General features: G+C 67.2%; 24 protein-coding genes and 3 pseudogenes. 14 read left to right on the forward strand and 13 right to left on the reverse strand.

All coding sequences use genetic code 11. The features are described from left to right. Positions 1 to 8: 8 nt before the first annotated feature. From OG607_RS44900 to OG607_RS44910, 3 genes are all read right to left on the reverse strand, one after another. Positions 9 to 635, reverse strand: a complete 627-nt coding sequence (locus tag OG607_RS44900) for a transposase (RefSeq protein WP_405736380.1) — start codon at positions 633 to 635, stop codon at positions 9 to 11. Between the two features lie 66 nt (positions 636 to 701). Further along, positions 702 to 1271 (reverse strand): DinB family protein, encoded by a 570-nt coding sequence (locus OG607_RS44905; RefSeq protein WP_405736383.1) that lies wholly within the window; start codon positions 1269 to 1271, stop codon positions 702 to 704. A 323-nt stretch (positions 1272 to 1594) separates the two neighbouring features. Beyond that, complete coding sequence (locus OG607_RS44910; protein WP_405736385.1) at positions 1595 to 1825, reverse strand: hypothetical protein; 231 nt, start codon at positions 1823 to 1825, stop codon at positions 1595 to 1597. An 89-nt stretch (positions 1826 to 1914) separates the two neighbouring features. On the opposite strand from OG607_RS44910, the gene OG607_RS44915 reads away from it, so the two are divergent. Further along, positions 1915 to 2508 carry an HD domain-containing protein gene (locus OG607_RS44915; protein WP_405736388.1) on the forward strand — a complete coding sequence of 198 codons (594 nt, stop codon included), beginning with the start codon at positions 1915 to 1917 and terminating at the stop codon, positions 2506 to 2508. A gap of 82 nt (positions 2509 to 2590) precedes the next feature. On the opposite strand, the gene OG607_RS44920 is transcribed toward OG607_RS44915, so the two are convergent. Continuing rightward, on the reverse strand, positions 2591 to 2740 hold the full coding sequence (locus tag OG607_RS44920; RefSeq protein ID WP_405736391.1) for a hypothetical protein: 150 nt from the start codon (positions 2738 to 2740) through the stop codon (positions 2591 to 2593). Between the two features lie 236 nt (positions 2741 to 2976). On the opposite strand from OG607_RS44920, the gene OG607_RS44925 reads away from it, so the two are divergent. The 3 genes and pseudogenes from OG607_RS44925 to OG607_RS44935 all read left to right on the forward strand — a co-directional run. Continuing rightward, on the forward strand, positions 2977 to 3192 hold the full coding sequence (locus tag OG607_RS44925; protein WP_405736393.1) for a hypothetical protein: 216 nt from the start codon (positions 2977 to 2979) through the stop codon (positions 3190 to 3192). Positions 3193 to 3197: 5 nt separating this feature from the next. After that, positions 3198 to 3680 carry a hypothetical protein gene (locus tag OG607_RS44930; protein ID WP_405736396.1) on the forward strand — a complete coding sequence of 161 codons (483 nt, stop codon included), beginning with the start codon at positions 3198 to 3200 and terminating at the stop codon, positions 3678 to 3680. An 848-nt stretch (positions 3681 to 4528) separates the two neighbouring features. Then, positions 4529 to 4630, forward strand: a pseudogene (locus tag OG607_RS44935) (AAA family ATPase); the annotation flags it as partial. Between the two features lie 38 nt (positions 4631 to 4668). Here OG607_RS44935 and OG607_RS44940 read toward each other — a convergent pair. After that, on the reverse strand, positions 4669 to 5214 hold the full coding sequence (locus OG607_RS44940) for an AAA family ATPase (RefSeq protein WP_405736399.1): 546 nt from the start codon (positions 5212 to 5214) through the stop codon (positions 4669 to 4671). Positions 5215 to 5381: 167 nt separating this feature from the next. Between OG607_RS44940 and OG607_RS44945 the strand changes: the two genes are divergently transcribed. Both OG607_RS44945 and OG607_RS44950 read left to right on the forward strand, forming a co-directional pair. Continuing rightward, positions 5382 to 5615 carry a hypothetical protein gene (locus OG607_RS44945; protein ID WP_405736402.1) on the forward strand — a complete coding sequence of 78 codons (234 nt, stop codon included), beginning with the start codon at positions 5382 to 5384 and terminating at the stop codon, positions 5613 to 5615. Between the two features lie 196 nt (positions 5616 to 5811). Beyond that, on the forward strand, positions 5812 to 6390 hold the full coding sequence (locus tag OG607_RS44950; protein WP_405736404.1) for a GNAT family N-acetyltransferase: 579 nt from the start codon (positions 5812 to 5814) through the stop codon (positions 6388 to 6390). 457 nt (positions 6391 to 6847) lie between these two features. On the opposite strand, the gene OG607_RS44955 is transcribed toward OG607_RS44950, so the two are convergent. After that, positions 6848 to 7282, reverse strand: a complete 435-nt coding sequence (locus tag OG607_RS44955) for a hypothetical protein (protein WP_405736407.1) — start codon at positions 7280 to 7282, stop codon at positions 6848 to 6850. A 56-nt stretch (positions 7283 to 7338) separates the two neighbouring features. Further along, the gene (locus tag OG607_RS44960; RefSeq protein WP_405737484.1) at positions 7339 to 8418 is read right to left on the reverse strand and encodes a protein kinase family protein; all 1080 of its coding nucleotides are present in this window, start codon (positions 8416 to 8418) and stop codon (positions 7339 to 7341) included. Positions 8419 to 8667: 249 nt separating this feature from the next. On the opposite strand from OG607_RS44960, the gene OG607_RS44965 reads away from it, so the two are divergent. Both OG607_RS44965 and OG607_RS44970 read left to right on the forward strand, forming a co-directional pair. Then, the gene (locus tag OG607_RS44965) at positions 8668 to 9282 is read left to right on the forward strand and encodes a winged helix-turn-helix domain-containing protein (protein ID WP_405736409.1); all 615 of its coding nucleotides are present in this window, start codon (positions 8668 to 8670) and stop codon (positions 9280 to 9282) included. 3 nt (positions 9283 to 9285) lie between these two features. Then, complete coding sequence (locus tag OG607_RS44970; RefSeq protein WP_405736411.1) at positions 9286 to 10500, forward strand: MFS transporter; 1215 nt, start codon at positions 9286 to 9288, stop codon at positions 10498 to 10500. A 353-nt stretch (positions 10501 to 10853) separates the two neighbouring features. Here OG607_RS44970 and OG607_RS44975 read toward each other — a convergent pair whose 3' ends face one another. The 3 genes and pseudogenes from OG607_RS44975 to OG607_RS44985 all read right to left on the reverse strand — a co-directional run bounded on the left by OG607_RS44975 (position 10854) and on the right by OG607_RS44985 (position 14574). After that, positions 10854 to 11114, reverse strand: coding sequence for a hypothetical protein (locus tag OG607_RS44975; protein ID WP_405736413.1), 261 nt, complete (start codon positions 11112 to 11114; stop codon positions 10854 to 10856). Between the two features lie 815 nt (positions 11115 to 11929). Continuing rightward, a pseudogene (locus OG607_RS44980) lies at positions 11930 to 13407 on the reverse strand (IS1182 family transposase); the annotation flags it as partial. A gap of 642 nt (positions 13408 to 14049) precedes the next feature. Beyond that, complete coding sequence (locus OG607_RS44985; RefSeq protein WP_405736416.1) at positions 14050 to 14574, reverse strand: PadR family transcriptional regulator; 525 nt, start codon at positions 14572 to 14574, stop codon at positions 14050 to 14052. Between the two features lie 110 nt (positions 14575 to 14684). On the opposite strand from OG607_RS44985, the gene OG607_RS44990 reads away from it, so the two are divergent. After that, positions 14685 to 16073, forward strand: a complete 1389-nt coding sequence (locus OG607_RS44990; RefSeq protein WP_405736419.1) for an MATE family efflux transporter — start codon at positions 14685 to 14687, stop codon at positions 16071 to 16073. On the opposite strand, the gene OG607_RS44995 is transcribed toward OG607_RS44990, so the two are convergent. Further along, positions 16050 to 16379, reverse strand: a complete 330-nt coding sequence (locus OG607_RS44995) for a hypothetical protein (protein ID WP_405736421.1) — start codon at positions 16377 to 16379, stop codon at positions 16050 to 16052. The two genes, OG607_RS44990 and OG607_RS44995, sit on opposite strands and share 24 nt — an antisense overlap. A gap of 124 nt (positions 16380 to 16503) precedes the next feature. On the opposite strand from OG607_RS44995, the gene OG607_RS45000 reads away from it, so the two are divergent. Beyond that, complete coding sequence (locus tag OG607_RS45000; RefSeq protein WP_405736424.1) at positions 16504 to 16830, forward strand: hypothetical protein; 327 nt, start codon at positions 16504 to 16506, stop codon at positions 16828 to 16830. 207 nt (positions 16831 to 17037) lie between these two features. On the opposite strand, the gene OG607_RS45005 is transcribed toward OG607_RS45000, so the two are convergent. Together OG607_RS45005 and OG607_RS45010 are read right to left on the reverse strand one after the other, a co-directional pair. Next, on the reverse strand, positions 17038 to 17838 hold the full coding sequence (locus tag OG607_RS45005; protein ID WP_405736426.1) for a hypothetical protein: 801 nt from the start codon (positions 17836 to 17838) through the stop codon (positions 17038 to 17040). A gap of 184 nt (positions 17839 to 18022) precedes the next feature. Beyond that, positions 18023 to 19285, reverse strand: a complete 1263-nt coding sequence (locus OG607_RS45010) for an MFS transporter (protein ID WP_405736428.1) — start codon at positions 19283 to 19285, stop codon at positions 18023 to 18025. A gap of 93 nt (positions 19286 to 19378) precedes the next feature. Here OG607_RS45010 and OG607_RS45015 point away from each other — a divergent pair, with 93 nt between their 5' ends. The 4 genes and pseudogenes from OG607_RS45015 (at position 19379) to istB (ending at position 23109) form a co-directional block, all read left to right on the forward strand. Then, a complete protein-coding gene (locus tag OG607_RS45015; protein ID WP_405737486.1) occupies positions 19379 to 19807 on the forward strand; it encodes a helix-turn-helix domain-containing protein in 429 nt (142 codons plus the stop codon). A 284-nt stretch (positions 19808 to 20091) separates the two neighbouring features. After that, entirely contained in the window at positions 20092 to 20511 is a 420-nt protein-coding gene (locus OG607_RS45020) for a hypothetical protein (protein WP_405736430.1), read from the forward strand. Between the two features lie 137 nt (positions 20512 to 20648). Then, a pseudogene (gene istA / locus OG607_RS45025) lies at positions 20649 to 22288 on the forward strand (IS21 family transposase). 14 nt (positions 22289 to 22302) lie between these two features. Next, positions 22303 to 23109: an IS21-like element helper ATPase IstB gene (gene istB, locus OG607_RS45030; RefSeq protein WP_405736433.1), complete on the forward strand. Its 807-nt coding sequence runs from the start codon at positions 22303 to 22305 to the stop codon at positions 23107 to 23109. The last annotated feature ends 73 nt before the right edge of the window (positions 23110 to 23182 follow it).

The raw sequence follows: 23182 nt of genomic DNA on the forward strand, positions 1-23182 counted from the left end.
GGTCGGCATCACGGTGGGGTGAGAATCCGCGCTCGGAGGAGTGCGAAGGATGCGCGGCCGTACAGGCTCCGTTTGAGGAGCTTGATTCTGCAGACGTGGCCCTCGACGACGCCGGAGCTGTAGGACAGGGTGAGTCCGGCGGTGACGGCGTCGATGTCCTGGCGGAGGAAGCTGGCGAAGGAGCGGATCGGCCTCAGGTCGCAGCGTTCGGTCTGCCGGATCCACTCACCCAGCAGGTGGCCGCGGCGGCGGACCAGGTCGGTGAAGGCGCGGGCCAGGTCGCAGGCGTTGGTGATGTCCGGGCAGGCCAGGCGGACGTGCTCCAGCGCGTCGGCTTCGCGCGGTGGGAGGTTCTCCCGTGGCCGCATGATCCCGGTGATCTTGCGGGGAGCCGGGATCGGCGCGGGGGCCGGGACGGCTGTGCCGTCACGCAGGGTCCCCATGTAGCGGGAGAGCGTTGAGTGTCCGCCGCGGAAGCCACGTTCGCGGATCCGCTGGTACAGCTCGGTGGCAACGGTGTTGCCGACGGCGAACTCGGCCTGTAGATACGGCTTGAACCGGTCGAGAGGTACGTTCCTGCGGTCGCGGGCGGATGCGAGCAGGACGTCGAAGCTGGTGTCGCGGTAGCGGCGCACGGTCTTGCGGTCCAGTCCGAGGTGGCGGGCGAGGTTTCCGAAGCTCGATCGCCGGTTACCGGAAAGTCATATTCGGCGCGGTACGGCTCCGTCCTGCCAGCGGTAGAGGTCGCGCAGCAGGGAAATCTCGGCGCCGTGATGGATCAGCTCCCTGTTGACGTGCAGGACGATGCCCTCCATGGGAAACCGCTCGGGACCCACCGTGGGCGGATTCTCCAGGTCAGCGTCCGAGAGCTCGCGGACCCCCGCGTTCCATCTCCCATACATCTCATCGAGCTGTTTCAGCGCCTCGTCGGCGGTCCCCGCGTAGGCGAATGTCTGGGCGTCGACGTCCTGGCCGCCGAAGTGCCATCCGACCCGATAGCCCAGGCAGGAGACGATGATGTGCGCCAGCCGCCAGGCAATCGTGGTCACCGGCGCCGGCACCGGCACCTGGTCAGGGGACGCGTAGTCCATCGTCCATTCCCCCGAACCTTCCGACATCGGTGCGGCCGACGTGCCACGTGGGCGGACGCTCCAGCAGCCACGCACCGGCTCCCAGAAGTACTCCGCATCGGCAAGACCGTGCAGCCGCGGCCGCAGGTTCTTGTGCCAGTGCCGGTCCAGCTGGTCCGCGATTCGCTCGCTTCTTGTCATTTCCGCACACTACATACAACGGAGACCTGGCTGCGACCCTCGCGGACGCCGTCGCGGGCCGTGGGCCGCGAGAGCGTACCGCACCGGGAGATGACGCTGGGGGCTGATGTGCCCTTCGGGCCGCGCCGCTGCGAGCGGCTGTTTGACATTAACAACCCGGCTGGCTGGGCTGGGTTCAATGACCCAAATGTGACAGCCTCGACCGATGACATGACGGATGATCAAGACCGTAGACTCCCGCCCGAGATCAGCATGAGTATCCCGAGCGAGCGCCACGCCAGAGCCTCCGACCTGCATGTTCGAAGATGGCGAAGACTCATAGATCAGGGTGTCGCTGCGTCTCGCCCATTGAGGCGAATCCTGAACGGTGCCGGCTGCAGCCGCTTCAGCAGATCGAGCACATCGTGAATGCCGCCGCCGAACTCGTCGCGAATCCTCTGCAGGGCTTGGATCCTGTGCCCTTCCAAGATCAGGTAGTCGATCTGCGACCAGCGTTGGTCCGTTCCGTCGCCTGGTTGCTTGACGGCATCGGTCTCGGCCCGCAGCTGGGGCAACAGCGGCGACGATCTCCTTGTCGGACGCGAGGCTCAGGACAGTCAGTTGCGGACACAAGGGGGGCCGACGTCAGTACCCTGACGCGGTGATGAGCAACGCCCTCTTGTCGAGGGCCATGAGCGGCACCGTCAACCCGCCCCTGCTCCCTCTGCCGGCTCGTGTCGCAGAGCTTCTGTCAGAGCTGGGTAGTCCGCCGCGGCTGGCGGCCCACCTGCGCGCCGTCCATGACGTGGCGTACCAGCTGGTCGAGTGGGTGGAACGGTACTACCCCGCTGTGATCTTCGACCGTGAGGCGGTGCTCTTCGGGGCGGCCACGCACGACGTGGGGAAGACGGTGCACCTCGCCGAGCTCGCCGGGCCCGGAGCGGCGCACGAGGAGGCCGGGCAGGCTCTTCTGCTCGGCCACGGCATCAGCCCGGAGCTGGCGCGCTTCGCCGCGACTCACGCGTCATGGATGGACGAGCGGGTTGGCCTGGACGACCTGCTGGTCAGCCTCGCCGACAAGATCTGGAAGAACAAGCGTGTTCCCGACCTGGAGGATCTCGTGGTGGCTCGGCTGGCCGAAGCGACGGGCCGGGCAGCATGGGAGGAGTTCATCGCGCTCGACGGGGTTCTCGCCGGCATCGGCGACGCGGCCGACGAGCGCCTGGCGTTCCAGGCGTCCTTCCCGATCCACGGCTGAGGGACCGGGGCTGCTGGGTCGTTTCAGCCGGCAGGTCGCCGTGGTCCGGACGGCGCCGGGTCACATCACCCCGGGGTGCGGTTCACAGGTCGGGGTCGTACGGCGGGATGCTCCAGCGCAGTACCGCTTCGCCTGCGCGGGATTCGAGGGTGGCGGGGTAGACCTGCCCGTATGCCCGCTCTCCGCGGTGGCGTATGGAGTGGTCCCCGGGGTCCCAGCCGAGACCGAGCACTGGGCGGCCGCCGAGGCCGATGACACCCGCGGGCTCGGTTGAATCGGTGGAAGTCGGTGTGGGTGTCGACGCAGACCATCAGCCCGTTGCCGGGCCCTTCTCGGGTCCGGGTCCGGAGCCGTTCGGCGACCGCTTCGGCCTCGGCCAGGGGGAGGCCGAGCCATCCGTGCGGCCCGTGTCCGCCGGGGTGCTGGGGGATGCGGTCACCGCCGAACTGCGCATGGATGGTGTCTGGTGTGCTTGCCCCAGTAGGTGGCGTCCGCGAGGCCGTTGGCGCACTGGCTGTCCGGGCCGGTCAAGCCGTCCCGCGCCCGAGCGTCGCCGAGGAGCATGCCGCATCGGCCGACCGGCAGATCGCCGAGCTGCAGGGGTTCGCCGTCATCGGGGCCGGGCCAGGGCAGGCTGGGGTCGTCCTCCAGGACGGCGATCGTCGGTTTCCCGCCGAGGGGTGAAACCGATGTCTTGGGCCCGTACCCGCAGTCTTTGGGCGCGGTCCGTAGCCGATGACTGGGCCGAACAGCGCCGCCGCTCTCCCGAATGCGCCGCGGCTGCCATCGCATCGGCAGACGATGGCTCCCTGCCCGCGGGCGCTTCCGAAATCCGCCGGCTCTTCACCCGAATCTTCCTCGGTGTGCTGCTGTGGGAGCGTCCCGATCGGCGCAAGCGCTGGGCCCTGCGACACCGCACCGAGCCGGCTGTTCACGAAGCCGCCGATGAGCTCGCCTGGACGGTGGCCGTGAACACCAAGAACATCGTCGATCCCTATGACGTGGCTGCCGACGTCCGGCATGCCTTCCTGGACGAGTTCGCGATCGGCCGGGAACGGGACGGAGACGTCCGCGCCGAGACCTCCTTCTTCGGGATCACCCCGGCCGTGGCCAGGATGCTCGACTGGCTCATCCACCATCACCCCGAAGCCGCTCATCACACGATCTCGTAGATCATCGGAGACGCCGAACGACGCTGGAGCACTCCGCGGCATGTCAGCGCGCGATCCGTGCGCACAGCGCTTGCACTGGACGGCCGAATCGACAAACAGACACGGAAAGAGAAGAAGCAGGTCGGCGCCGGCACGATGCCCCTCGGTTGCCCTGTGCGTGTTGGTGAGGCAGCAGGACGTGGGTTTCTAGGACCGAAGGGACATGACAAGTGGTGTCGCAACAGCGACCAGCTGCACCGCCCCGATGATCCGGAACGGCGTGTAGCTCACAGGGTTCGGCGGGAGGGGGGGCCTGCGCTTGCTGAGGTTATGGAATCGTCTGTTCAATCCCCAGAGGAGCTGCGGCCGTACGATCAGCATCATGCTTATGGCGAGGACCAGACACATCATGGCGATGAGGAAGGGGTCTCCGTCTCCGCCGTGCGAAGTCGACGGTTCAGCCGTGTTGAGGGGCATAGCTGGATAGTAGAGTGCCGACTGGCCCCGGGGAACACATCGAGTACGGGACGAATGTGCAGTACCACTGCCCCGTCTGCCGATGGAGGTGCGTCACCTCCGTTGGCCACAGGTCTGTGGAGCCGAACCCTGCGGGCCGCATGGACGGCGGCAGGATGCGCTGGGCCAGGCATCGTGGACCGGGCCCGGGGGATCGTGCGGGAGCACGAGGGCGAGGTCACCCTCCGGCAGGTGATGTACGGGCTCGTCTCCGAGAGCCTGATCCCGCACATGCCGTCGGTCTACAGCAGGCCTCTTCCCGGTTGGCGCAGGCCCGCCGGTACGGCGACTTCCCCGACCTGATCGACACCTTGCGCGAGGTCCACGTGCCCCGGGCCTGGACGGGTGCCGACGCGGCCATCGTTGACCGGCTGACCTTCGGCGGCAACACCATCGGGACCGGCACAGACTCCTACCGCCTCGCCCACTCCAAAACCCAGCAGGGAAGCGGTTGACCTGCAGAAACGGCCAGCCGTCTCGCGCGCCGGGCGGATTACCCGTTCGGGCTGGGGCTGACGTGGGCCAGCACGCTGTCGGCCAGTTCCTGCGGGGGCAGCTCGCCGTCCAGGAACACGGTGTCGCCGGGCAAGGTGTCCGCCGCGGCCGTGCACGGCTCGATCCGGTCTTTGCACCACTGCCGGACCTGCGCATCCTTGGCGGGATCGTCGGGTGTGAAGCTCCGTGCGTCGATCCGCTTCACCAAGACCTCCGGCGAGACTTTGAGGAAGAAATGGTGGGCGACGATGCCCGCGTCCTTCAGCGCACCGAAGATCTCGCCGACATACCCGGGATTGACCAGCGTCATGGGGACCAGGACGGGGCGTTGATACTCCTCGACCAGACCCACGGCCAGGTCCGCGACCTGGCGCCGCCACAATCGCAGATCCTGGAAATCGTCGGTCGGCACCTCGACGATCTCGCTCAGCACAAACCCGACCATCTCCGGGTCATAGACCAGAGCCTCGGGCCAACGCGAACGCAGTTCATCCACCAGCGTGCTCTTCCCGCTGCCGAACGCACCGTTCACCCAGACGATCACACGCTTCTCCCACCTCATCGTCAGCGCACCCGCGTCCTGAGCAACGCAGTGTCCAAGACACCCACGACGCCCGGGCGGGGCCAATTCACACTGACAGATCATGCCCGAACGATCGCCAACATCTGTGACGGGAAGCCCGCCCTCCCTGCTTGGCCTGCCCACCGAGCTTGAAATCGCCCGGCGAGAGATCAAGGCCCTCCGCGCCGAACGCGACCGGCTCCAGGGAGCCGGTGTTCGCCGCGGCCGATGCCCCACTGCGGGCGCGGGCGGTGTGGGAGGCGATGGACTTGGAGATCGCTCCCAGCAACATCAACAACGTCCGTCTGAAGCTCAAGCGGCTCGCCGAGCGGGGGATCCTGGCCGAGACCGAGCAGGGGCTGTTCACCCTGCCACGGCCGTAGCCCCTCCGGCGGACTGCAACCAGCCTGCTCAGCCCAACCGAAAGGCCAAACCGGGCATCACCTCAGATGCCGCCCTCTGGGGGTGCTCGGTCGCGCCGATGAGCGGACACGTCGTTGTGCCGGCCCGCCGAGAAAACCCGTTGCGAGTGACCCGCATCGGATGTCTGATTGATCGCTCACCGATCAGGGAGAGAACGTGAGGACGTCGCTGCCCGCCCCCTCGTTGCACACTGCTCGCCTTCGACTGCGTGCCTTCGAAGACGCGGATGCGGACGGCCTCTTCGCGCTGCACAGCAGCGCCTACGTGCTGCGCTACTGGGACGCGCCACCGTGGAGCGAACGCGTGCGCGCCGAGAAGTTCATCACGGCTTGCCGGCAGATGGCACAGGAGGGCGCCGGGGCGCGGCTGGCCGTGGATCGTGTCTCCGACGGGGCGTTCATCGGCTGGTGCAGCCTGAACAGGTGGAATCCGGACTACCGCAGCGCGTCGCTCGGCTATTGCTTCGACGATGCAGCGTGGGGCCGCGGCTACGCGACCGAGGCCGCGCGCGCTCTGCTGCGGTGGGCATTCGAGACGCTGGACCTAAATCGCGTCCAAGCTGAGACCGATACGCGCAACGTGGCTTGTGCCCGCGTGCTGGAGAAGCTCGGCTTCGTGCGTGAAGGGATGTTGCGGGAAGACTGCGTCGTCAACGGCGAGGTCTCCGACTCGTGGGTCTACGGGCTGATCAGGCGGGAGTGGCAGCCGTCGTCCGAGCCGGTTCCCGCCCACTGAGTTCCGTCGCTCGGCACCCGGTATCGGCCACGCCCCAAACCACTGATCACTGCGCTTCATCCACACACAACGGTGAACCGGACGAAGAGTTACATACCGTCCTCTGAAGTCGGCCACCACATCGAACGCCGGGCAGCGATCGAGAGCAGTCATTGCTGTGCCACGCTGTCCGCTATGGAGCACTTGACGGTCCGTGGACTGGCCCTGCCAGTGCAGCTGACGTCCCTACTCGCCCAGGGCCGGTGGCGCCATCCAGGCATGGTCACGATAGCGGAGGTCATTCCGTGGTTCGAGGACCCGCTCGATTTTCTGACCAGTGTGGCGGCGATGGAGCGGGCGTCCCGTTCGATGGACATGTTCGCCGACGACCCGTCCTACGCTTTCTTTCGCGAGGTGCGGGGAAGCCCCCGCAGTACGTCGGTGGAACTGCCCTGGCTAGACGTCGACGCCACAGGAATCACAGCGCGAGTGCCTTCCGTACCTCGGCGAGGCGCCCGCGCTTGATACCAGCAGACTTGTCACCCAGAGCGACAGCGGTGGTCTTGAAACCGTCTCTGCGGTGGAACTGCGCCCCATGCAGCCCGTCAGTCACCGCGACGATGTCCTCCCGGCGCAGCTCATAGGTCGCCAGCGGATTCACGATCACGACTAGGTCGTGACGTAGTTCCACCCGCGGTCGAATCAGCAAACACCACCAGGCCAGGGAAACCACCGAGGCGATAACTGTCACCACATCCGCATGGACCGCCCGCGCACCGCCCGGGGACACTAGCCAAGCCAACCAAGCGCCCAGCGCCGCCAGCACGATCAGCGCCCAGAACACCCCCGCATACAGCACCAAACTTGGGTGCACCCGCCAGACCACGCCTGCATCCCCACCATGCTCGCTCACGGACTCATTGTGTCTCCGGCCTCCTACGACAGGAGGCCCGGGATCAGAACAGGCACTCAGCTGCGACGCGACCTGTCCGCATCGAGGGCCCGGCGGAGCGCCTCCAACGGGTACGGGGTCTGCCTGCTCTCACTCTGGACCTTGCCGTAGAAGTCCGTCATCACTGCGGCGAGCGGTGCATGGCGGGAGAGGATCGCCCTGGCCTCTTGTGGACCGCCCAGCGGGTCCTCCCCTTCCGCACATGCCCGAATGAGTGCGTAGCGTTCTTCCCGCTCGTACTCGTAGCCGTAGAGATGCGTGATCAGCCAGTTCACCAGCCAGCTGCGCGTGTAGCAGCGATCGTAGGTCCTGTGCAGCTCGAAGAAGCTGGTCTCGGACGGTGACAGATCGAATTGGGAGGAGAGAGCGAGGCCGTAGTCGGCGAAGTAAAGGCGTCGGCCGTCGGTCAGGATGTTCTGAAAATGGGCGTCGAAGTGCAGCAGCCCGCGAGCGTTCATGAAGGACGTGCCGGCCTCCAGCTCGCCTTCCACCAGGGAGCAGGCCCGGTCGGCGGACTCATCGTCAGCCTGTACCTGCTCAACGAACCACTCGTGGAGCGTCTGAGGGATGTACTCCAGGAAGAGCGCCAGGCTCGCAGAGGACTGCTGAAGGGCCTCGATACGACGGCGTACCTTCGGACCGCCTCCCCAATAGTCCACGGCCTGCTCCACGTCCGGGAGTTCCCCGGAAAGCGCGGACGTGTCTGGCAGCACCCGCCAGTGGTACATCAACGGAAACCCTTGGTACTGCCCTCCAAGAACCCAGTTCGTCGTCATGGTGTGGACGGCGAGCTCCCGCCGCGCCCCGAAACTGGGCGCGACCGGCCCTGGCCCACCAACGCCGTACTGGCAGAAGGTGGGAAGCCCGAACAGGTTGGCCGTGGACCGTACATGCTCCGGAAGAAGCTCCATATCCGTGAGCGGCACCCGCTTCACGAAGACCGGCTTCCCACCGACCTCCAGCAGCGCGGACCTCCCGCCGATACCGGAGCCAAGCGTCACGGCAGCGTCCACAAGCTCGCCCAGCTGGCGATCACTTCGCAGGTTGAGGGACGTGGAGACAGCGCTGTAGGCGGCCAAACGCGCGTCTTCCGACATGCCGGGACGCTCGACCGCTACGTGCATCGGAATGCCGGCCTCGTTTCCGTCATGTACGCGAGTGTCCACCAGCTGCCTGAGCACTGTACGTGAACATCGATGACGAGAAGTTGCAGTCACTGCACTGTCATGACCGGCTCAGGAACAGGCACTTAATGGTCGGTTGGTCGTGTCGACTCTTGCCCGGGCGGCGGTAAGCATCCCCACAATTCTTTCGAAAGACATGTTTCGAGAGTACAGTCTCGAAACATGTCTTTCGAACCCGATGGTGCTGCTCCGCGTGAGCACCGCAAGCTCACCGACCCGAAGGCCATGCGGGCTGTCGCGCACCCCACACGCCTCGCCCTGCTCGAAGCCCTGGGCCGACGCGAACCGCTGACAGCGACCGAAGCCGCGCAGATGGTGGGGGAGTCCCCGACCAACTGCGCCTTCCATCTGCGCACGCTGGCCAAGTACGGCTTCGTCGAGGAAGCCGGAGGCGGCACCGGCCGCAGTCGCCCCTGGCGGCGCGCCCACATCGGCTTCAGCATCGATGAAATCGACCCCTCAGGCGACCCCGAAACCACCATCGCCGCCACTGCGCTGAGCACCGTGCTCTGGGATATCTGGCTGGATCGGATCCGCAAGATCAGCGCCGTCCGTTCCGCCTTCCCCGAGCACTGGAACAAGATCACCGGTGCGGCCGAGTCGATCTTCTACCTCACTCCCGAGGAAGCCGAGACCTTCCAGGAGGAGATGACCGGCCTCCTCTTCCGCTACCGCGAGCGCCTCGAAGATCCGGCGCTGCGCCCCGAGGGCGCCATCCCGATGGAGCTCATCCAGTTCACCTTCCCGGCCGACGCCCTGCGCCCGTTGGAGGACTGACCCTTGCGCGCCCTGCTCACCCGCCGCGACACCGTCTTGCTCCTCCTCGCCAGGCTGATCGACATGGCGGGGAGCAACGCCTTATGGATCGCACTCGGCATCCGGGTCAAGGAACTCACCGGCAGCAACTCCGCCGCCGGCCTCACCTTCTTCGCCTTCATCCTCGGCACCCTGGCCGCACCCTTGGGCGGTCCCCTGGTAGACCGGATGCGCCGCCAGCCGCTGCTGATCGCCCTGAACCTGGCCTCCACGGTGCTGGTCCTGCCGCTGCTCCAGGTACACGACCGCAGCGATGTCTGGATCTGCTATACCGTCATGACCCTCTATGGGATGGCCAGCGGCGTCACCGGCTCAGCCATGACCGCTCTGACCCAGACTCTGATCCCACAGGACCAGTTGGGTGACGCCAACGGTCTCCTGCAGACCCTGCTGCAGGGCCTGCGCCTGATCGCGCCGCTCCTGGGCGCGGGAGTGCTGACCGCCTTCGGCCTGGGCCCGTTGGTGCTGGGCGACGCCGCGACCTTCGCCCTCGCGGCGCTCCTGATCGCGCTGATCCGACAGCGGGAGGATCGCCCGCAGCCGTTGGAGCAGGAAGCGATCGCCGAAATCGGCGCCGGCTTTCGCCATATCGCCACGACCGCCGCCCTGCGCCAGATCACCGTCGCCAGCGTGATCGCCATCGTTGCCTTCGGATTCTCCGAGTCAGCCATGTTCGCCGTCGTCGACGCCGGACTCCACCGCCCACCGGCCTTCCTCGGCGTCCTCAGCTCACTGCAAGGCGCAGGTGCGGTAGCGGCGGGGGCGGCAGCCGCGGCGCTCATGCGACGTGCGGGGGAAGGACGGACCGTGGCGCTCGGCCTGGCCTGCGCCGCCACAGGCCTCCTCCTGAGCGCCGCCCCCTCCTTGATCGTCGTCGCGCCCGGCACGGTACTCATCGGCGCCAGCCTGCCCTGGATCATCGCCGGGATCACGACCCTCTTCCAACGACGCACACCTTCCACGCTGATGGGCCGAACCGACGCCGCGCTGAACGTGCTGATAGCAGTACCGCAGACCACTGCCATCGCCGCCGGAGCCGCTCTGATCGCACTGGTGGACTATCGCTTGCTGCTCGCGGTGATGGCGGTCCTGATGGCCACCTCGGCGCTCTACCTCGTAACCCGCCCCACCGGCCAGCCGACCGACACAGCAAGCGCAAAGTCGGCAACTCCGGGCTGAATCACCTCGACTCGTAACCAGGCTGCAGCGCCCGCCTGCCCGTCCCACGGGCGTTCCCACCTGCGCGCCTGCTAAATGGTTGATTCGCCCTCTATGCGCTGTCTCATCCATGGATGCCGGTTCGCATGTTGGTGTGGTTTCACTGGCGAGGCGGCGGCTCATTCGGGGCGCGTCGAGCAACACACTCAGACCTGACGCGGAATTGCTGTAGTCCTGGCCCTCGATGCGCGCGCACGCGTCGGCAGGGGCGGTGAAGACAACCGGCGACGGTTCGGCGGTGAACCGGCCGCGCACTTCGGCGAGCGCGACTGGTGAAGAGGCAGTGTTCCGAGCCTGCACTATTCGGTGCTCTGTCAGGCGGTGAACATGCTTAAGGAGCCGCCGGCCAGACCTTGGGTTCGGCGGCCCCTGGTGATCGGTGACGGCCAGGTGTTGACGGCGTAGTAGATACGGAGCATGTCGTCGTTGCTGTTGAGGGCGCCCGAGATGCTGATGGTGTCGATCCAGCGGTGTCCGACGTGGGCGTCCTGGCAGATTCTGTCGGGGTGCTCGACAGTGACGGCGACGACGGACACGAAGACGCGAGTCATCTGGCCGCGGCTGTGGACGCTCATGTATTTCCCAATCAGCAGCGCCGCCGTCCCCGCCCAACCGTTCGAGAACTTCGCGCTTTGCGCCCAGGTTGTCAGACCAGGGCTTCATCATGGGGCCGTGACCGTACCCAGCCTTGCCCAGCGGCTCGCCGACCACATTCAGCACCTTCTGGGCGGTGGCCCGTTTCCGCAGCCCGGCGGGTGGACTCACATGGGTGCTGTCATCTGCGATGTCAGCTTCCAGCCGCGGTGTAACTACGAGGCGACCCTCCGGCCGCGGCTTCTCCGGCTGCAAACGAACTGGCCGGATGCGAACACAGTTCGCGGGTTCCAGAGCCGGCTCGCCACGGAAGACCTCGCCGTCGCCATGAAGTTCAATCACGCCCAGAAGGTCGCGACGGCTCACGCCATCACCGACCTCCTGGCTGCCAACGGGGTTGACACTTACGACGGTCTCCACGCCTGGCTCGACCAGCAGGCCAATCGCGCCGCTCTGCGCACAGTGAAGGGCGTAGGCCCGAAGAGCATCGACTACATCGGTAACCTTGTCGGCCGTTCGCAGATCGCCGTCGACGTACATCTGCGCACCTTCGCTGCAGATGCTGGCGTTCCGGTTCTCCCCTATGAGCAACTGCGCGCGGTGTACGAGGAAGCCGCCGCGCTTCTCGGGCACGACAGAGGCGGACTGGAGCATGCCATTTGGCGGTCCCAGTCGGGGGCCGTGTAGTCACCACTCCGACAGAGCCCACCGCCGGCAGCTCTGAACTAGGAGCGTGGGTCAGTAACGGGCAACCGGCCGGTGGTCGGGTCGGCGCTTCACTGCGGTCGCCTGGTGATGCAATCGCTGCGGTGATGCCGGCGCTTCCGACGTGCCGGAAGATCTTGCGGAGGTTGTGGCAGGCGGCCAGCAGGCGCCACTCGCCTCGGGCGCCGTCTTCACCGCGTAGGTGGAGCTGGCGTCCGTTCTGGCAGGTCATGATCTGGCCGAAGACGGGTTCGATGATGGCCTTGCGGCGGCTGTAGGCCTTGCGGCCGGGCTTGGTCCGCAGTTTGCGTGCCATGCGCTCTTTCAGCGTGGCGTCCTTGGGGATGCGTCCGCGAGGTGCGGGCGGGACCTGCTCGTCGTGGGCGAGTCGGCCGGTGGCCATGAACGTGTCGGTGCCGCAGGCCAATTGCCGGTCCTTGGCGGCTTCCAGGTTGGCCTCGGAGCAGTATCCGGCGTCGACGAGGGCCTGCTCGGGGTGGGCGCCAGTGTTGGCCGCGGACTGGTCGAGCATCGCGGTGTAGTTCAGCGTGTCGGAGGGATTGCAGGTCACGTCGGCTGCGGTGATCACCTGGTGGGCCTCGTCGACGACGGCCTGGGCGTTGTAGGCCTGGATGTAGGCGCCGTCGCTGTTCTTCATGATCCGCGAGTCGGGGTCGGTGAAGTTGGCCTGGGCCTTCGGCTTGGGCCTGGCCTTGGCGGCGGCCTTCTCGCCGACGTCGGTGACGGCCTGCTCGTCGCTGGTACCGGCCCGTTCTTGGCGGCGGCGTTCGGTGTCCTGCGCGTGGCGGCGGGCCTTGCCGGCGGCCTCGGCCTCGATCTGGGCGCGAGCGGCCTGCATCCTGGCCAGGCGCTTCTCGCGGCGGTCGTGTTCGGCGGGGAGGTCCACGTCTTTGCCGTCGAGGCCGAATGCCTGGTCCTCGGCTGCATCGGTGGCCTCGGCGTCGGCCAGCAGAGCCCGGGTCTTGGCCTCCAGGTCGGCGATCTCGGCTTCGACGCGCTCTTCTTTGGTGACCAGGCGGCCGTAGCTCATCGCCTTGTGCTTGGAGGCATTGGCTTCGAGCTTGGTGCCGTCCAGGGCGACGCGGCCCATCTTGACCATGCCCAGCTTCTGCGCGAGGTGCAGGGACTGGGTGAACAGGTCGGCGATAGCGTCCAGGTGGCGGCGGCGGAACCGGGCGATCGAGCGGTAGTCCGGTTCCTGGCCGGCGGTCAGGAACCGGAATGCGACATCGTCCACGCACTTGCGCTCGATCGCCCGGGACGAGCGGACGCCGGTGGTGTGCCGTAGATCAGCAGCCGCACCATCAGCCGCGGGTCGTAGGGCGGGTAGCCCCGCTTCTCCGTGTAGTCGGCCAGGACCGGTCCGAGGTCCAGCACGTCGTCGACCAGCTCGGCGACGAAGCGGGCCAGATGGTCCTGGGGCAGCCAGTCGTCCAGCGACGGCGGCAGCAGCAGGACCTGGTGCGGGTCGAACGACCTGAATCGCTTGTCCACCGCCGCCGCACGACGTGGCGGCTGTTTGCCCTCGGCCGGCTCGACCTCGAACAACCCCTCCTGATCGCGCATACCGGGATCATCCCGCACAACGGGAGCGCCCCGGGAGGCTCAGCCAGCGCTCGGCTCCGGCGTTTCCGTAACGCTGTTCCGTGACGTCTGCCGTTCCCGGCAGGCGCTCACCCGGCACCGCGGCGAGCAGTACCTTGCCGACCGGGACCGCTCGACTCCCACCGTCCAACAGCGCCCGCAGATCGGGCATTCGGCCTGTTCCCCGTGCTGGATCGCCACCACTCTCAGCCGGGTCTGCTCAAGCGCCCGCCAATGCCGTGACCTGCACCGACTGGAGCAGTACGCGGCCGTCGCCGCCATCGTCGACGGCAGCGGATCACCACACTCCCGGCAGTACCGCTGGCCCGCCACTTGCGACGCCACAACCCCGATCGTCGCGACGTTCGGACCTCAAGACCAGCCTTCCAGAACACGCGCTCAGCCTCCGGGAAGCTCACCTCCTCCGAGCTGCTGCGCGAGTCCACGCTGAGACAAGACGTCGCATTCGGCGACCGCATGGACCTCATCGAGGAGTTCCAGGCACGCGTCAGGGCGCAGAACGTCACCCGTCTTCCTGCTCCGCGCCGACGGGCGTCTCGTCGTTGACCATCCCCCATTGGGATGGGCGCTGCCACCGGTCCGCGCTCAGCCCTCCAGGCTGCCGATGGCCTCGGCCAGCCACTTCTTCTCCTCGGTGCCGGTGGCGCGAGCAATGCGCAGCATGCCCTGCCGGAAGAGGCTGGGTGCCTCCTCGGCTCGCAGGGGCTCGCCATCGCGGTAGAAGAAGCTGGCCGGGATGTTGAGGAAGGTCTGCCGGCGACGCAGCACCGCAGCCTGCTCGGCATGGTCCGGGAGATGGTGCAGGAAGGCAAGCAGAGTGAAGAAGCGCTGCCCATCCGTGATTTCGGCCTCTTTGGGGTGCCGCAATCGGGCCAGAAGTTCGGTGCGGCCCGCCTTGGTGAGGGACAGGATCCGGCGAGGTGCGGCACCGCTTCCAGGCTCGGTGCGCTGCTCGACCAGGCCCGCTTTCACGAGCCGGGAGATGGCCGGATAGAGCGCCCCGTCACTCACCGGGCGGATGTGGCCGCTGAGGCCCTGGATACGGGCTTTCAACTCGTATCCGTGCAGGGACTCCTCGAAGAGGAAACCCAGAATCGACAGCTCCAGCATGCCCCGAGCTCCTTCCTGCGCCTGTCGGCGCGCTTGCCCGTCCCGTCCTGTCATGCTATCTCTTTTCGCTATACCTCGATTAGAGGTACAGCGAAAAGAGGGGTGCGGTCATGGGGGCAGCAGAACACCGGCGCAGGCTGGTGTCGCTCGCGTATCCGGTCTACTTCGAGCTTCTCGCGGGGGTGACAGCCGGGATCATCAACATGGTCTGGGTGGCGCGGCTCGGCGGGGGCGCCGTCGCCGCGGTGGCCATCGCCACGAATGTCGAGAACCTGCTGCTCGGCGTCATCCTCGTCGCCGGCTCAGGAACGACCGTGCTTGTCGCACGAGCCAGGGGCGCTGAGGATCCGGCGGCGATGCGCTCTGCCGTGCGCGGCGGATGGGTCCTGTGGGCGCTCGTCACACCCTTGGTCGCCATCGGTGGATATCTGTGCCGCGAACCGCTCGCCCACCTCGTACTCGGCGGCAGCGGCGGCGACTCACTGCCTCTCGCCACTGGCTATTTCTCGATCGCACTGCCAGGAATCGCGGTGTTCTTCGCCACCAACGTCGTCGACGGCATCCTCAAAGGTGCGGGCGACACCCGCACCCCGATGAAGCTCGCGATCCTTGCGAACGGACTGATTCTCGGGCTGGATCCCTTGTTCATCCTGGGATTCGACCTCGGGGTGCGTGGGGCGGCGATCGCCACAGTGCTGGGCCGGACGGTCGCGCTCATCTGCGGTTTCGTGGCGCTGCACCGCAACGGCGTACTGCGACAGGCAGCCCAGGCGGCCCCGCGCCGGGCCGGTTCGCTCAGCGCCGATGCGCGCAGGACGGCTGCGACCGGGCTTCCCATGTCGGCCGACTTCGTCGCACGGATGGCGGGGGCGCTCGCGCTCGTCGCCATCGTCGCCCGGATCGGCGTCAGTGAGGTCGCCGCGTACGGGATCGCAACGAAGGCGATGTACGTCGCGACCATGGCCTTCTACGCGATACGCCAGGCTGCTTCCATCCGCACCGCTCATCTGCTCGGTGCCGGACGCGACGAGAGGCGGGCCATCGGACGACAGGTGTTGCTCCTCGCCGGATCACTCGGGCTCATGGCCCTGCTGACACTGCTCGCCGCCGGGCCGTGGATCATGCGGGCCTTCGGCAGCGAGGGAGAGGTCGCCGAGGCGGGGTCCCTCTATCTACGCTGCCTGGGGCCGTACTTGGTGCTTCTCGCTTGCTTCATCGCGCTGGGCGGGGTGTTCGAGGGCAGCGGTGGGAGCCCGGCCCTCGCACGGATCACCGTGTGCGGCGTGGCACTCCAACTCGCGCTTGCATACAGCCTGTCGGGTTCGGGGCTGCCCGGCATCTGCCTGGCCATGGCGCTGTCCATGGCACTCCAGTGCGCAGCCATCGCCAGGATGTACCGGCGCACGGAACAGCCGAAAGCCACTGACTGCGACAACAGTCGGCTAAAGATCTCCGTCACAGCGCCAGACAGCCCTTCACCCGACAGCCGACTTGCCTAATGAACTGCCAGCAGGTGCCTGTTCTTGCCGAAGATCACCCAGGGTTCGCACATCCAATCGAGCGGTGCGGCCCACTCCAGCTGTCCGATGGTCTCGGCGTAGCGGCGCACCTCGGCGGCGAACTCGGCCGGTGGTGATGCGCCACCGGCCGTGGTCCTTCAGCTCGGTGAAGCTGCCGCTGTCCAGGGCCCACGGGGCGCGGGCCCGGGGGAAGGTCTTGCGGTCCTTGAGCCGGTTGCGCGAGATGAACAGTGAGACGTCGACCGGCGCGAACTCGACCGGCTCCGCGCGATCGCCGAAGAACACCGCCGCGGAGCTCAGGAATGACCGTCTTCCCCCTCGACGCTGAGACCGATCCCGTCCGCCGCGACATCCTCGCCGCGATGCACCGTCTCTTCGTCAGCGCCCCGCACCGCTCGAATGGGCGCGCTTGAACATCACTCAGCTCGCGATCGAGGCAAAGGTCAAACGCTGGCATCTCACCCACCAGCACACGGACCTCAAGGACCAGTTCCAGGCCGATGCCGTACGCATGGAAGCCAAACGGATCGTCCTTACCCGGTCCGGCGACGCCCACGAAGAGAAGCGACAGCACGCCGACCTCCGCGAGCACTGCCGGCACCTGGAGATCCGTCTTCAGATCTATGCGACGGCCCTGAACCAGCTCGCGCTGGAAAACGCCTCCCTCTCCGGGCGCGATGCCGACGCTGCCAAGGTCAGGACCTTGCCGCGGCAGCAGCACATGCCTCTGCCCTGAAAGGTGATCAGAGAGGCGTCGAGGTTCAGGGTCACGTGTCCATCTGGTTGACCGTCAGGCGAAGGCTGGAGGCTTCTTCGACGGCGGCGAGACGGTTCTTCAGCCGGCAGTTGGGCGCGTTGTCGGCGTACAGGTGAAGGTGCTCAGCCGGGTACAGGTGACGGCGCTCGCGATTGAGGTGCAGATCGGGCCCGGGCCGGCCGGCCGTCAGCGCGCCCAGGGCAGTCGTATCGCCTCGACCTCGGTGTCGTTGATAACCGCATTGATCAGAGCTGGGGGTCCTGCGACCTTGGTGGCCCACAGGTCGTAGTCGGTGCACAGGACCCATGAGCGGTCCTCGGCCCAGAGGTTGGACGGGCTGAAGTCGACCTCGGGGTGGTCGTACAGCATCTCGGCGTCGCCGAGGCGCCCCGTAAGTACGTGCAGGTTGTCCAAGTCGGTGGTCCTGAGCAGCAGCGGGTTGTAGTAGGCCAGGCAGGCAGTGTCCGGACCTGCGGGACTGTACTCGGTGAGGATGCCGATCAGGCGGTTCCAGCTCTCACGGTCCAGGCTCCCCTCGGTGGGTGGAGTGATGCCGAGCGGCCAGCTGCCCTCCTTCTTGACCGAGGGAAAACAACGGTAGGAGGGCAGCAGTCCGTCGGGCACCACGGAGTCGCCGTTTCGCCGGGCGAGCTCCGCCCAGGGCAGCCGCCGCCAACCCGGGCCGGGGTGTTCGGCGCGTCCCAGGCCGCCTCCCGTGGCGAAGCCCACAGCGTCGAGGTCCATGCCCGCAACGAGGTGGGGCTGGATGCTCCCATCCGCCAGACGCGCCTGGTGATACTCGTGGTACGACATCTCGGCTGCCCCCCGTTCGTGCTCGTACATGGCGTTGAGCACCCAGGCCGCATCCGGCATTGCAGGCGGCATGAATCCTGTCAAACCATCGCCGCACAGCTCCAGCAACCAGTCGGTCGTACCGGCCGGTGCGAGAGGCCACAGGGCTGGCAGCAGGTTCGAGTCTTCGGGCATGCGTTCAGGATCCCAGCGGTGACTCCGAACCGCTGCGAGGGGCCGGCCATTGTTGGCGCTCTTTGAAAATTTCAGAGATCCCCATCACCATCACGAGCCGCCTCCGCCGCGTGAGCACGTTCCCACGTATCCGGCTGAGCATCGAGGGGTGTACGTCGACACCCATTGACGGAGTTGCGGGGTTTCATCGGTCGTGCTCATGGGTTGCAGCGGGGCTGGTTGGCCGTGTCGTTCGCGGGGCCCGAAGCTGTGGCGCCGAACGTGGTAGAGAACCCCATGTGACAGGCACTGCGAGCAGCGCGAAAGCGCTGATGGTGTTGAGGGCTGCGGTGAGGCCGAGAGCTGCGACGAGGGCTGGTGCGCCCAGTGCGCCGATGACGGCGGCGAGGGAGTCCATGGCGAAGAAAAGGGCGCCGATGCGGCCGAGCATGTCGGGTGGGGCGGTGCGTTGGATGTGGGTCTCCACGGAGATGAGCAGGATGCTGCCCGGCAGGCCGATCAGCATCGCAGCTGTGATGGCGATCGGGAGGTTCGGTGAGTTGAACAGGGCGAAGTATGCGACGCCGTTGGCGAGTTGGGTCGCGCTCAGCACGTGTCGAATGGTGAACCTGGCGAGAATGTGGCGGCTGGCTGCGGAGCCCATGATGAAGCCTGCGCCCAGGCCGGAGATCAGGTAGCCGACGGTGTAGCCGGGCGTGTTCAGGTGCCCGATGACGAACGGGACGAGGAGCACGGTCAGGGCTGCGTTCGCGGTCAAGAACACTCCATTGCTGGCCAGGGGACCGCGCAGTAGCGAAGTCCGCATGACATGCCTGAGGCCCGCGCGCAGATCGGCGAAAGTGTTCCGGTCTTCCTCCGGCGCCTTGGGCGCGGGGATGCGGCGGCTCACCCTTGCGATGAGGCCGGCCGATGCCAGATAGCTGGCAATGTCGATGAGCAGCACCGACGTGATGCCGGGACCGGCCAGCAGCAGGGCGCCCAGCGGTGGTGCGGCCAGGCGGAGCACGCTGCTGGCGAGTGCGTTGAGCGTGTTCGCCGCGGCAAGTTCCGGCCCGGTGCCGAGGACGGCGGGTGTCAGGGCGCGGGCGGCAGGCCGAAATACCGTGGTGGCTAGGTTCTCTCCGAGTATCGCCAGGTAGATCAGCCAGAGGTGCGCCGCGCTGTCGGCCAGCAGGATCAGGGCGACCGCTCCGGCGCTCGCGAGGTCGGCCAGCCACATGGCGCGGGCGATGTTCCAGCGGTCGAGGAGAGCGCCCGCCCAAGGACCGATCAGCAGCGAGGGCAGAGCCTCCAACGCGAGGGCGAGTCCTGTCGCGGTGGGTGAACCGGTGAGTTGGAAGACGTAGAAGGGGAGAGCGACTACGAGCAGCCAGGAGCCCAGACCGGACACGGCGCTGCTGGTCCACAGGAGACGGAAGCTGGTGTTCCTGAGTACGGTCGTGTTCACGTCGAGCAATGTATTTCCATAAGATACTAACCGGCAAGAGTGTTCTGATGAGATAGTTCGTGAGGTCGGGTGGACAGGGTTGAACTCGGGCGCGTGTTGCGCGCCCGGCGCAAGGCGGCTGGACGGACGATCGCGTCTGTGGCGATGGACGCCGGCCTGTCGGTGCCCTACATCGCCAACCTGGAGAACGGGCGCGGCAATCCGACGATGTCCGCGCTGCAACAGTTGGCGGCCGCACTCGGCACCCGGTTGGAGATCGGTCTCCTCGGCGAGACCGAGGACACGGCAGAGCCTGAGGCGCTGGACGCGGTGCGCAGACTCATGGAATCGCCACGTGTGCTGAAAGTGGCTCAACGGCTTGCCGGAAAGAACTGGGGGGATGCGTCGCTCGTGAAGGAGCGCCTGCAAGATGCGCTGCTCGCGCTGAGTGCAGTGGTCGGCGGCGAACTCAGCGAACGGGACCTGGACCGGCTCCTGGACCTGCTCCTGTTGTCCCGGTCAGGACTCGGAGATGCAGACTGAATCTGCGCGTACGACTCGTGCTCACCTACTGCCAGCCTGGGAGATCGCCTGGTTCGCTCGTAGGGATCGCGGCGCACGACAGCCTGCCGATCAACGGCACGAACCAGCCCCCGACACGCTGCGAGCTGGACACGTCAGCTCGTACGTGGGGGCAACACCGCTGTTGCATCCATTACCCACCAGTAGGCCGACATCTCCCTGCTCAGAGCCGGGCCGGGCAACTGGGTCCCTTCATCTCCCATCACAAAGCTGGCGGAAGAACCCGCGGCATCGACCCCCGCCCCGTGATTCCGACGGGCCTGCCCTCCCACATCACCGAGCAGCGCCTCCTGGACCACGACACTCTCGACCCCGACCACCTGCGCACCGAGCTGCTGAACGCGGCCGTCGCCGCCGGTGACCGGCTGCGCCGCCGCCACCAGGTCGCCCACTCCCTCACCCTGGGCATCGCCTTCGCCGACGGCTCACGCATCGAACGCACCCGCACGCTGCGCGAACCCACCGCCCACACCGCCGACCTCCGCACGCTCGCCTTCGCCGTCTTCGACTCATTCGGTCTGCAGCGCGCACGCGTCCGAGGGTTCACCCTCCGAACACCTCACCGCCGCCGCCGACGCCCCGCAGCAGATCACGCTCGATCACGGCCGCGAGAGCGGCGCCCCCAGTACTCGTCGACCAGGCCGTTCAGCAGGTTGGCTTTGTAGGTCAGTTTTGAGGCCAGTGGTGGGTGGGTTCTGACTCCAGTGGTGTCGGCGGACAGTTGATGTCGGTGAGTTCTGACTCCACTGGGGGCCTTGCGGTGGGAGTATCGGAGTGCATCAGCTAGCCTTGGGTGGCTCAAGTGCCCCTTTCGAAGGTCGAGTTGTACGCGGCGATTCGCCATGACGCTCGGGTCGAAGGGCTGTCCAGCAGGGCTTTGTCGGCCAAGTACGGGGTGGGCCGCAGGACGGTTGCGATGGCGCTGGAGTCGGTGTGGCCGGCGCCGCGCAAGCAGCTTCCGCCGCGGGTCTCGCGCCTGGATCCGTTCAAGGTGACGATCGACGGGATCCTGCGGGAGGACCTGGACGCGCCGCGCAAGCAGCGGCATACCGTCAAGCGGGTCTTCGACCGCCTGATTGATGAGCACGACGCCCGGGGCGTGACGTATTCGATGGTCCGCGCCTATATCTTCCAGCGGCGCCCGGAGATCCGGGTGGAGGAGGGCCGCGGCCCGCCGCAGGCGTTCGTGCCGCAGACCCACCGCCCCGGTGACGAGGCGGAGGTCGACTTCGGGGACGTGTGGATCCACCTGGACGGCGTGTCCACCAAGGTGTTCCTGTTCTCGCTGCGGCTGTCGTTCAGCGGGAAGGCCGTGCACAAGATCTTCGCTTCGTGTGGGCAGGAAGCGTTCCTGGAAGGCCATGTCCACGCGCTTCAAGTGCTGGGCGGCGTGCCGCGCAGAAAGGTCCGCTACGACAACTTGCGCGCCGCGGTCAGCCAGGTGCTGGGCCGCACCCGGGGCCGGGTGGAAAGCGACCGCTGGACGGCGTTCCGGTCTCACTTCTCGATCAACAGTTCTACTGCAATCCCGGCATCGAGGGCGCCCATGAGAAGGGCGGCGTCGAGGGGCAGATCGGCTGGTTCCGCAGGAACCACCTGGTCCCCGTCCCGAAGGTCGCCTCGCTGGCGGAGCTGAATGCGATGGTGGAGCGCTGGGATGAGGAGGACGACGCCCGCCGGATCATGCAGCGGGCGCTGACCATCGGTGAGATGTTCGCCGTCGAGCGCCCGCTGCTGGTGGCGCTGCCGCAGGAGGAGTTCGAGACCGGGCTGGTGTCCTCGCTGCGGGTGAACCGCTACAGCCAGGTCGGCGTGCGCACCAACCACTACCCGGTGCCGGCGCGGCTGATCGGCCGGATGGTGCGGGTCGTGCTGCACGCCTCCGAGCTCGTTGTCTACGACGCGCACAAGGAAGTCGCCCGCCACGAGCGGCTGATTGCCAAGGGCGGCTCCCGCCTGGAGCTGGACCACTACCTGGAAGCGCTGGTCCGCAAGCCCGGCGCGCTGCCGGGGGCGACCGCGTTGGACCAGGCCAGGTCGGCGGGCAAGTTCACCCCGGTCCATGACGCCTGGTGGCAGGCGGCCTGCACCGCCCACGGCGACGCGGAGGGCACCCGGGCGCTCATCTCCGTCCTGCTGCTGCACCGGCACATGGTCCACGAGCACGTGGTGGCCGGGATCGCGACCGCGCTGCGGGCCGGCGCGCTGACCGCCGACGCGGTCGCCCTGGAGGCCCGCAAGTGGGGCGAGGCCGACCAGGGCGCCGACCAGCCGGCCGACCAGGACGCCCCGCGCCGCCGGGTGGACGGCGGGGCGACGGTGACCTCGCTGACCGAGCGGCGCTTGGCCGCGCTGCCGCCCGATCCCAGGCCGCTGCCGTCGGTGGCCGTCTACGACCAGTTGCTGCAATTCCGTCGGCGTCCGGCCGACGGCCAGGCATAGCAGGAAGAGGCACCGTGACCGCCAAGCGCAACTGCGGACTGACCGAACAGGCCGCCGACACCGCCGTGGACCAGGCGTGCCGGATGCTCCGGCTGCCCACCATCCGCCCCCAGTACCCCGAGCCGGCAGAAGCCGCCGGCCGCGACCAGATGACCTATCGCGGGTTCCTGGCCGAACTGCTGCCGTCCGAATGCGACGACCGGGCCCGGCGCCGCTCGGAACGCCGGATCAAGGCGGCCGGCTTTCCGCGCGAGAAATCGATCCGGCAGTTCGACTTCGACGCCAACCCGGTTATCGACCCGGCCGCCATCCACACCCTCGCCAAGTGCGACTGGGTCAAGAAGGGCTTGCCGCTGTGCCTGATCGGCGACAGCGGAACCGGCAAGTCGCACCTGCTTATCGCGCTGGGCACCGAGGCGGCGATGCGCGAGTACCGGGTGAAATGCGTGCTGGCCACCGAGCTCGTCAACGAGCTGGTGGAGGCGGCCGACGAGAAGCTGCTGGCCAAGACCATCGCCCGCTACGGCCGCGTCGACCTTCTCTGTATTGATGAATTGGGGTACATGGAGCTTGATCGTCGTGGGCCGGAGCTGCTGTTCCAGGTATTGACGGAGCGTGAGGAAAAGAATTCTGTGGCGATAGCTTCCAATGAATCCTTCGGAGGGTGGACCAAGACGTTCACTGATCCAAGGCTCTGCGCGGCGATCGTGGACCGGTTGACGTTCGGCGGCAACATCATCGAGACCGGCACCGACTCCTACCGTCTGGCCGCCACCCGCGCCCGCGCCGAACAGAAGGCCGCCGCGGTCGCCGCGGGCTGAAGAAGACGGCGCCGTCCTACGGGGCCGGGCACGTCGGCGCCCTTCTCCAGTCCTCTACTTGCCGGGCAGTACC

This window comes from Streptomyces sp. NBC_01537, from assembly GCF_045040445.1.
Lineage (GTDB): Bacteria > Actinomycetota > Actinomycetes > Streptomycetales > Streptomycetaceae > Actinacidiphila.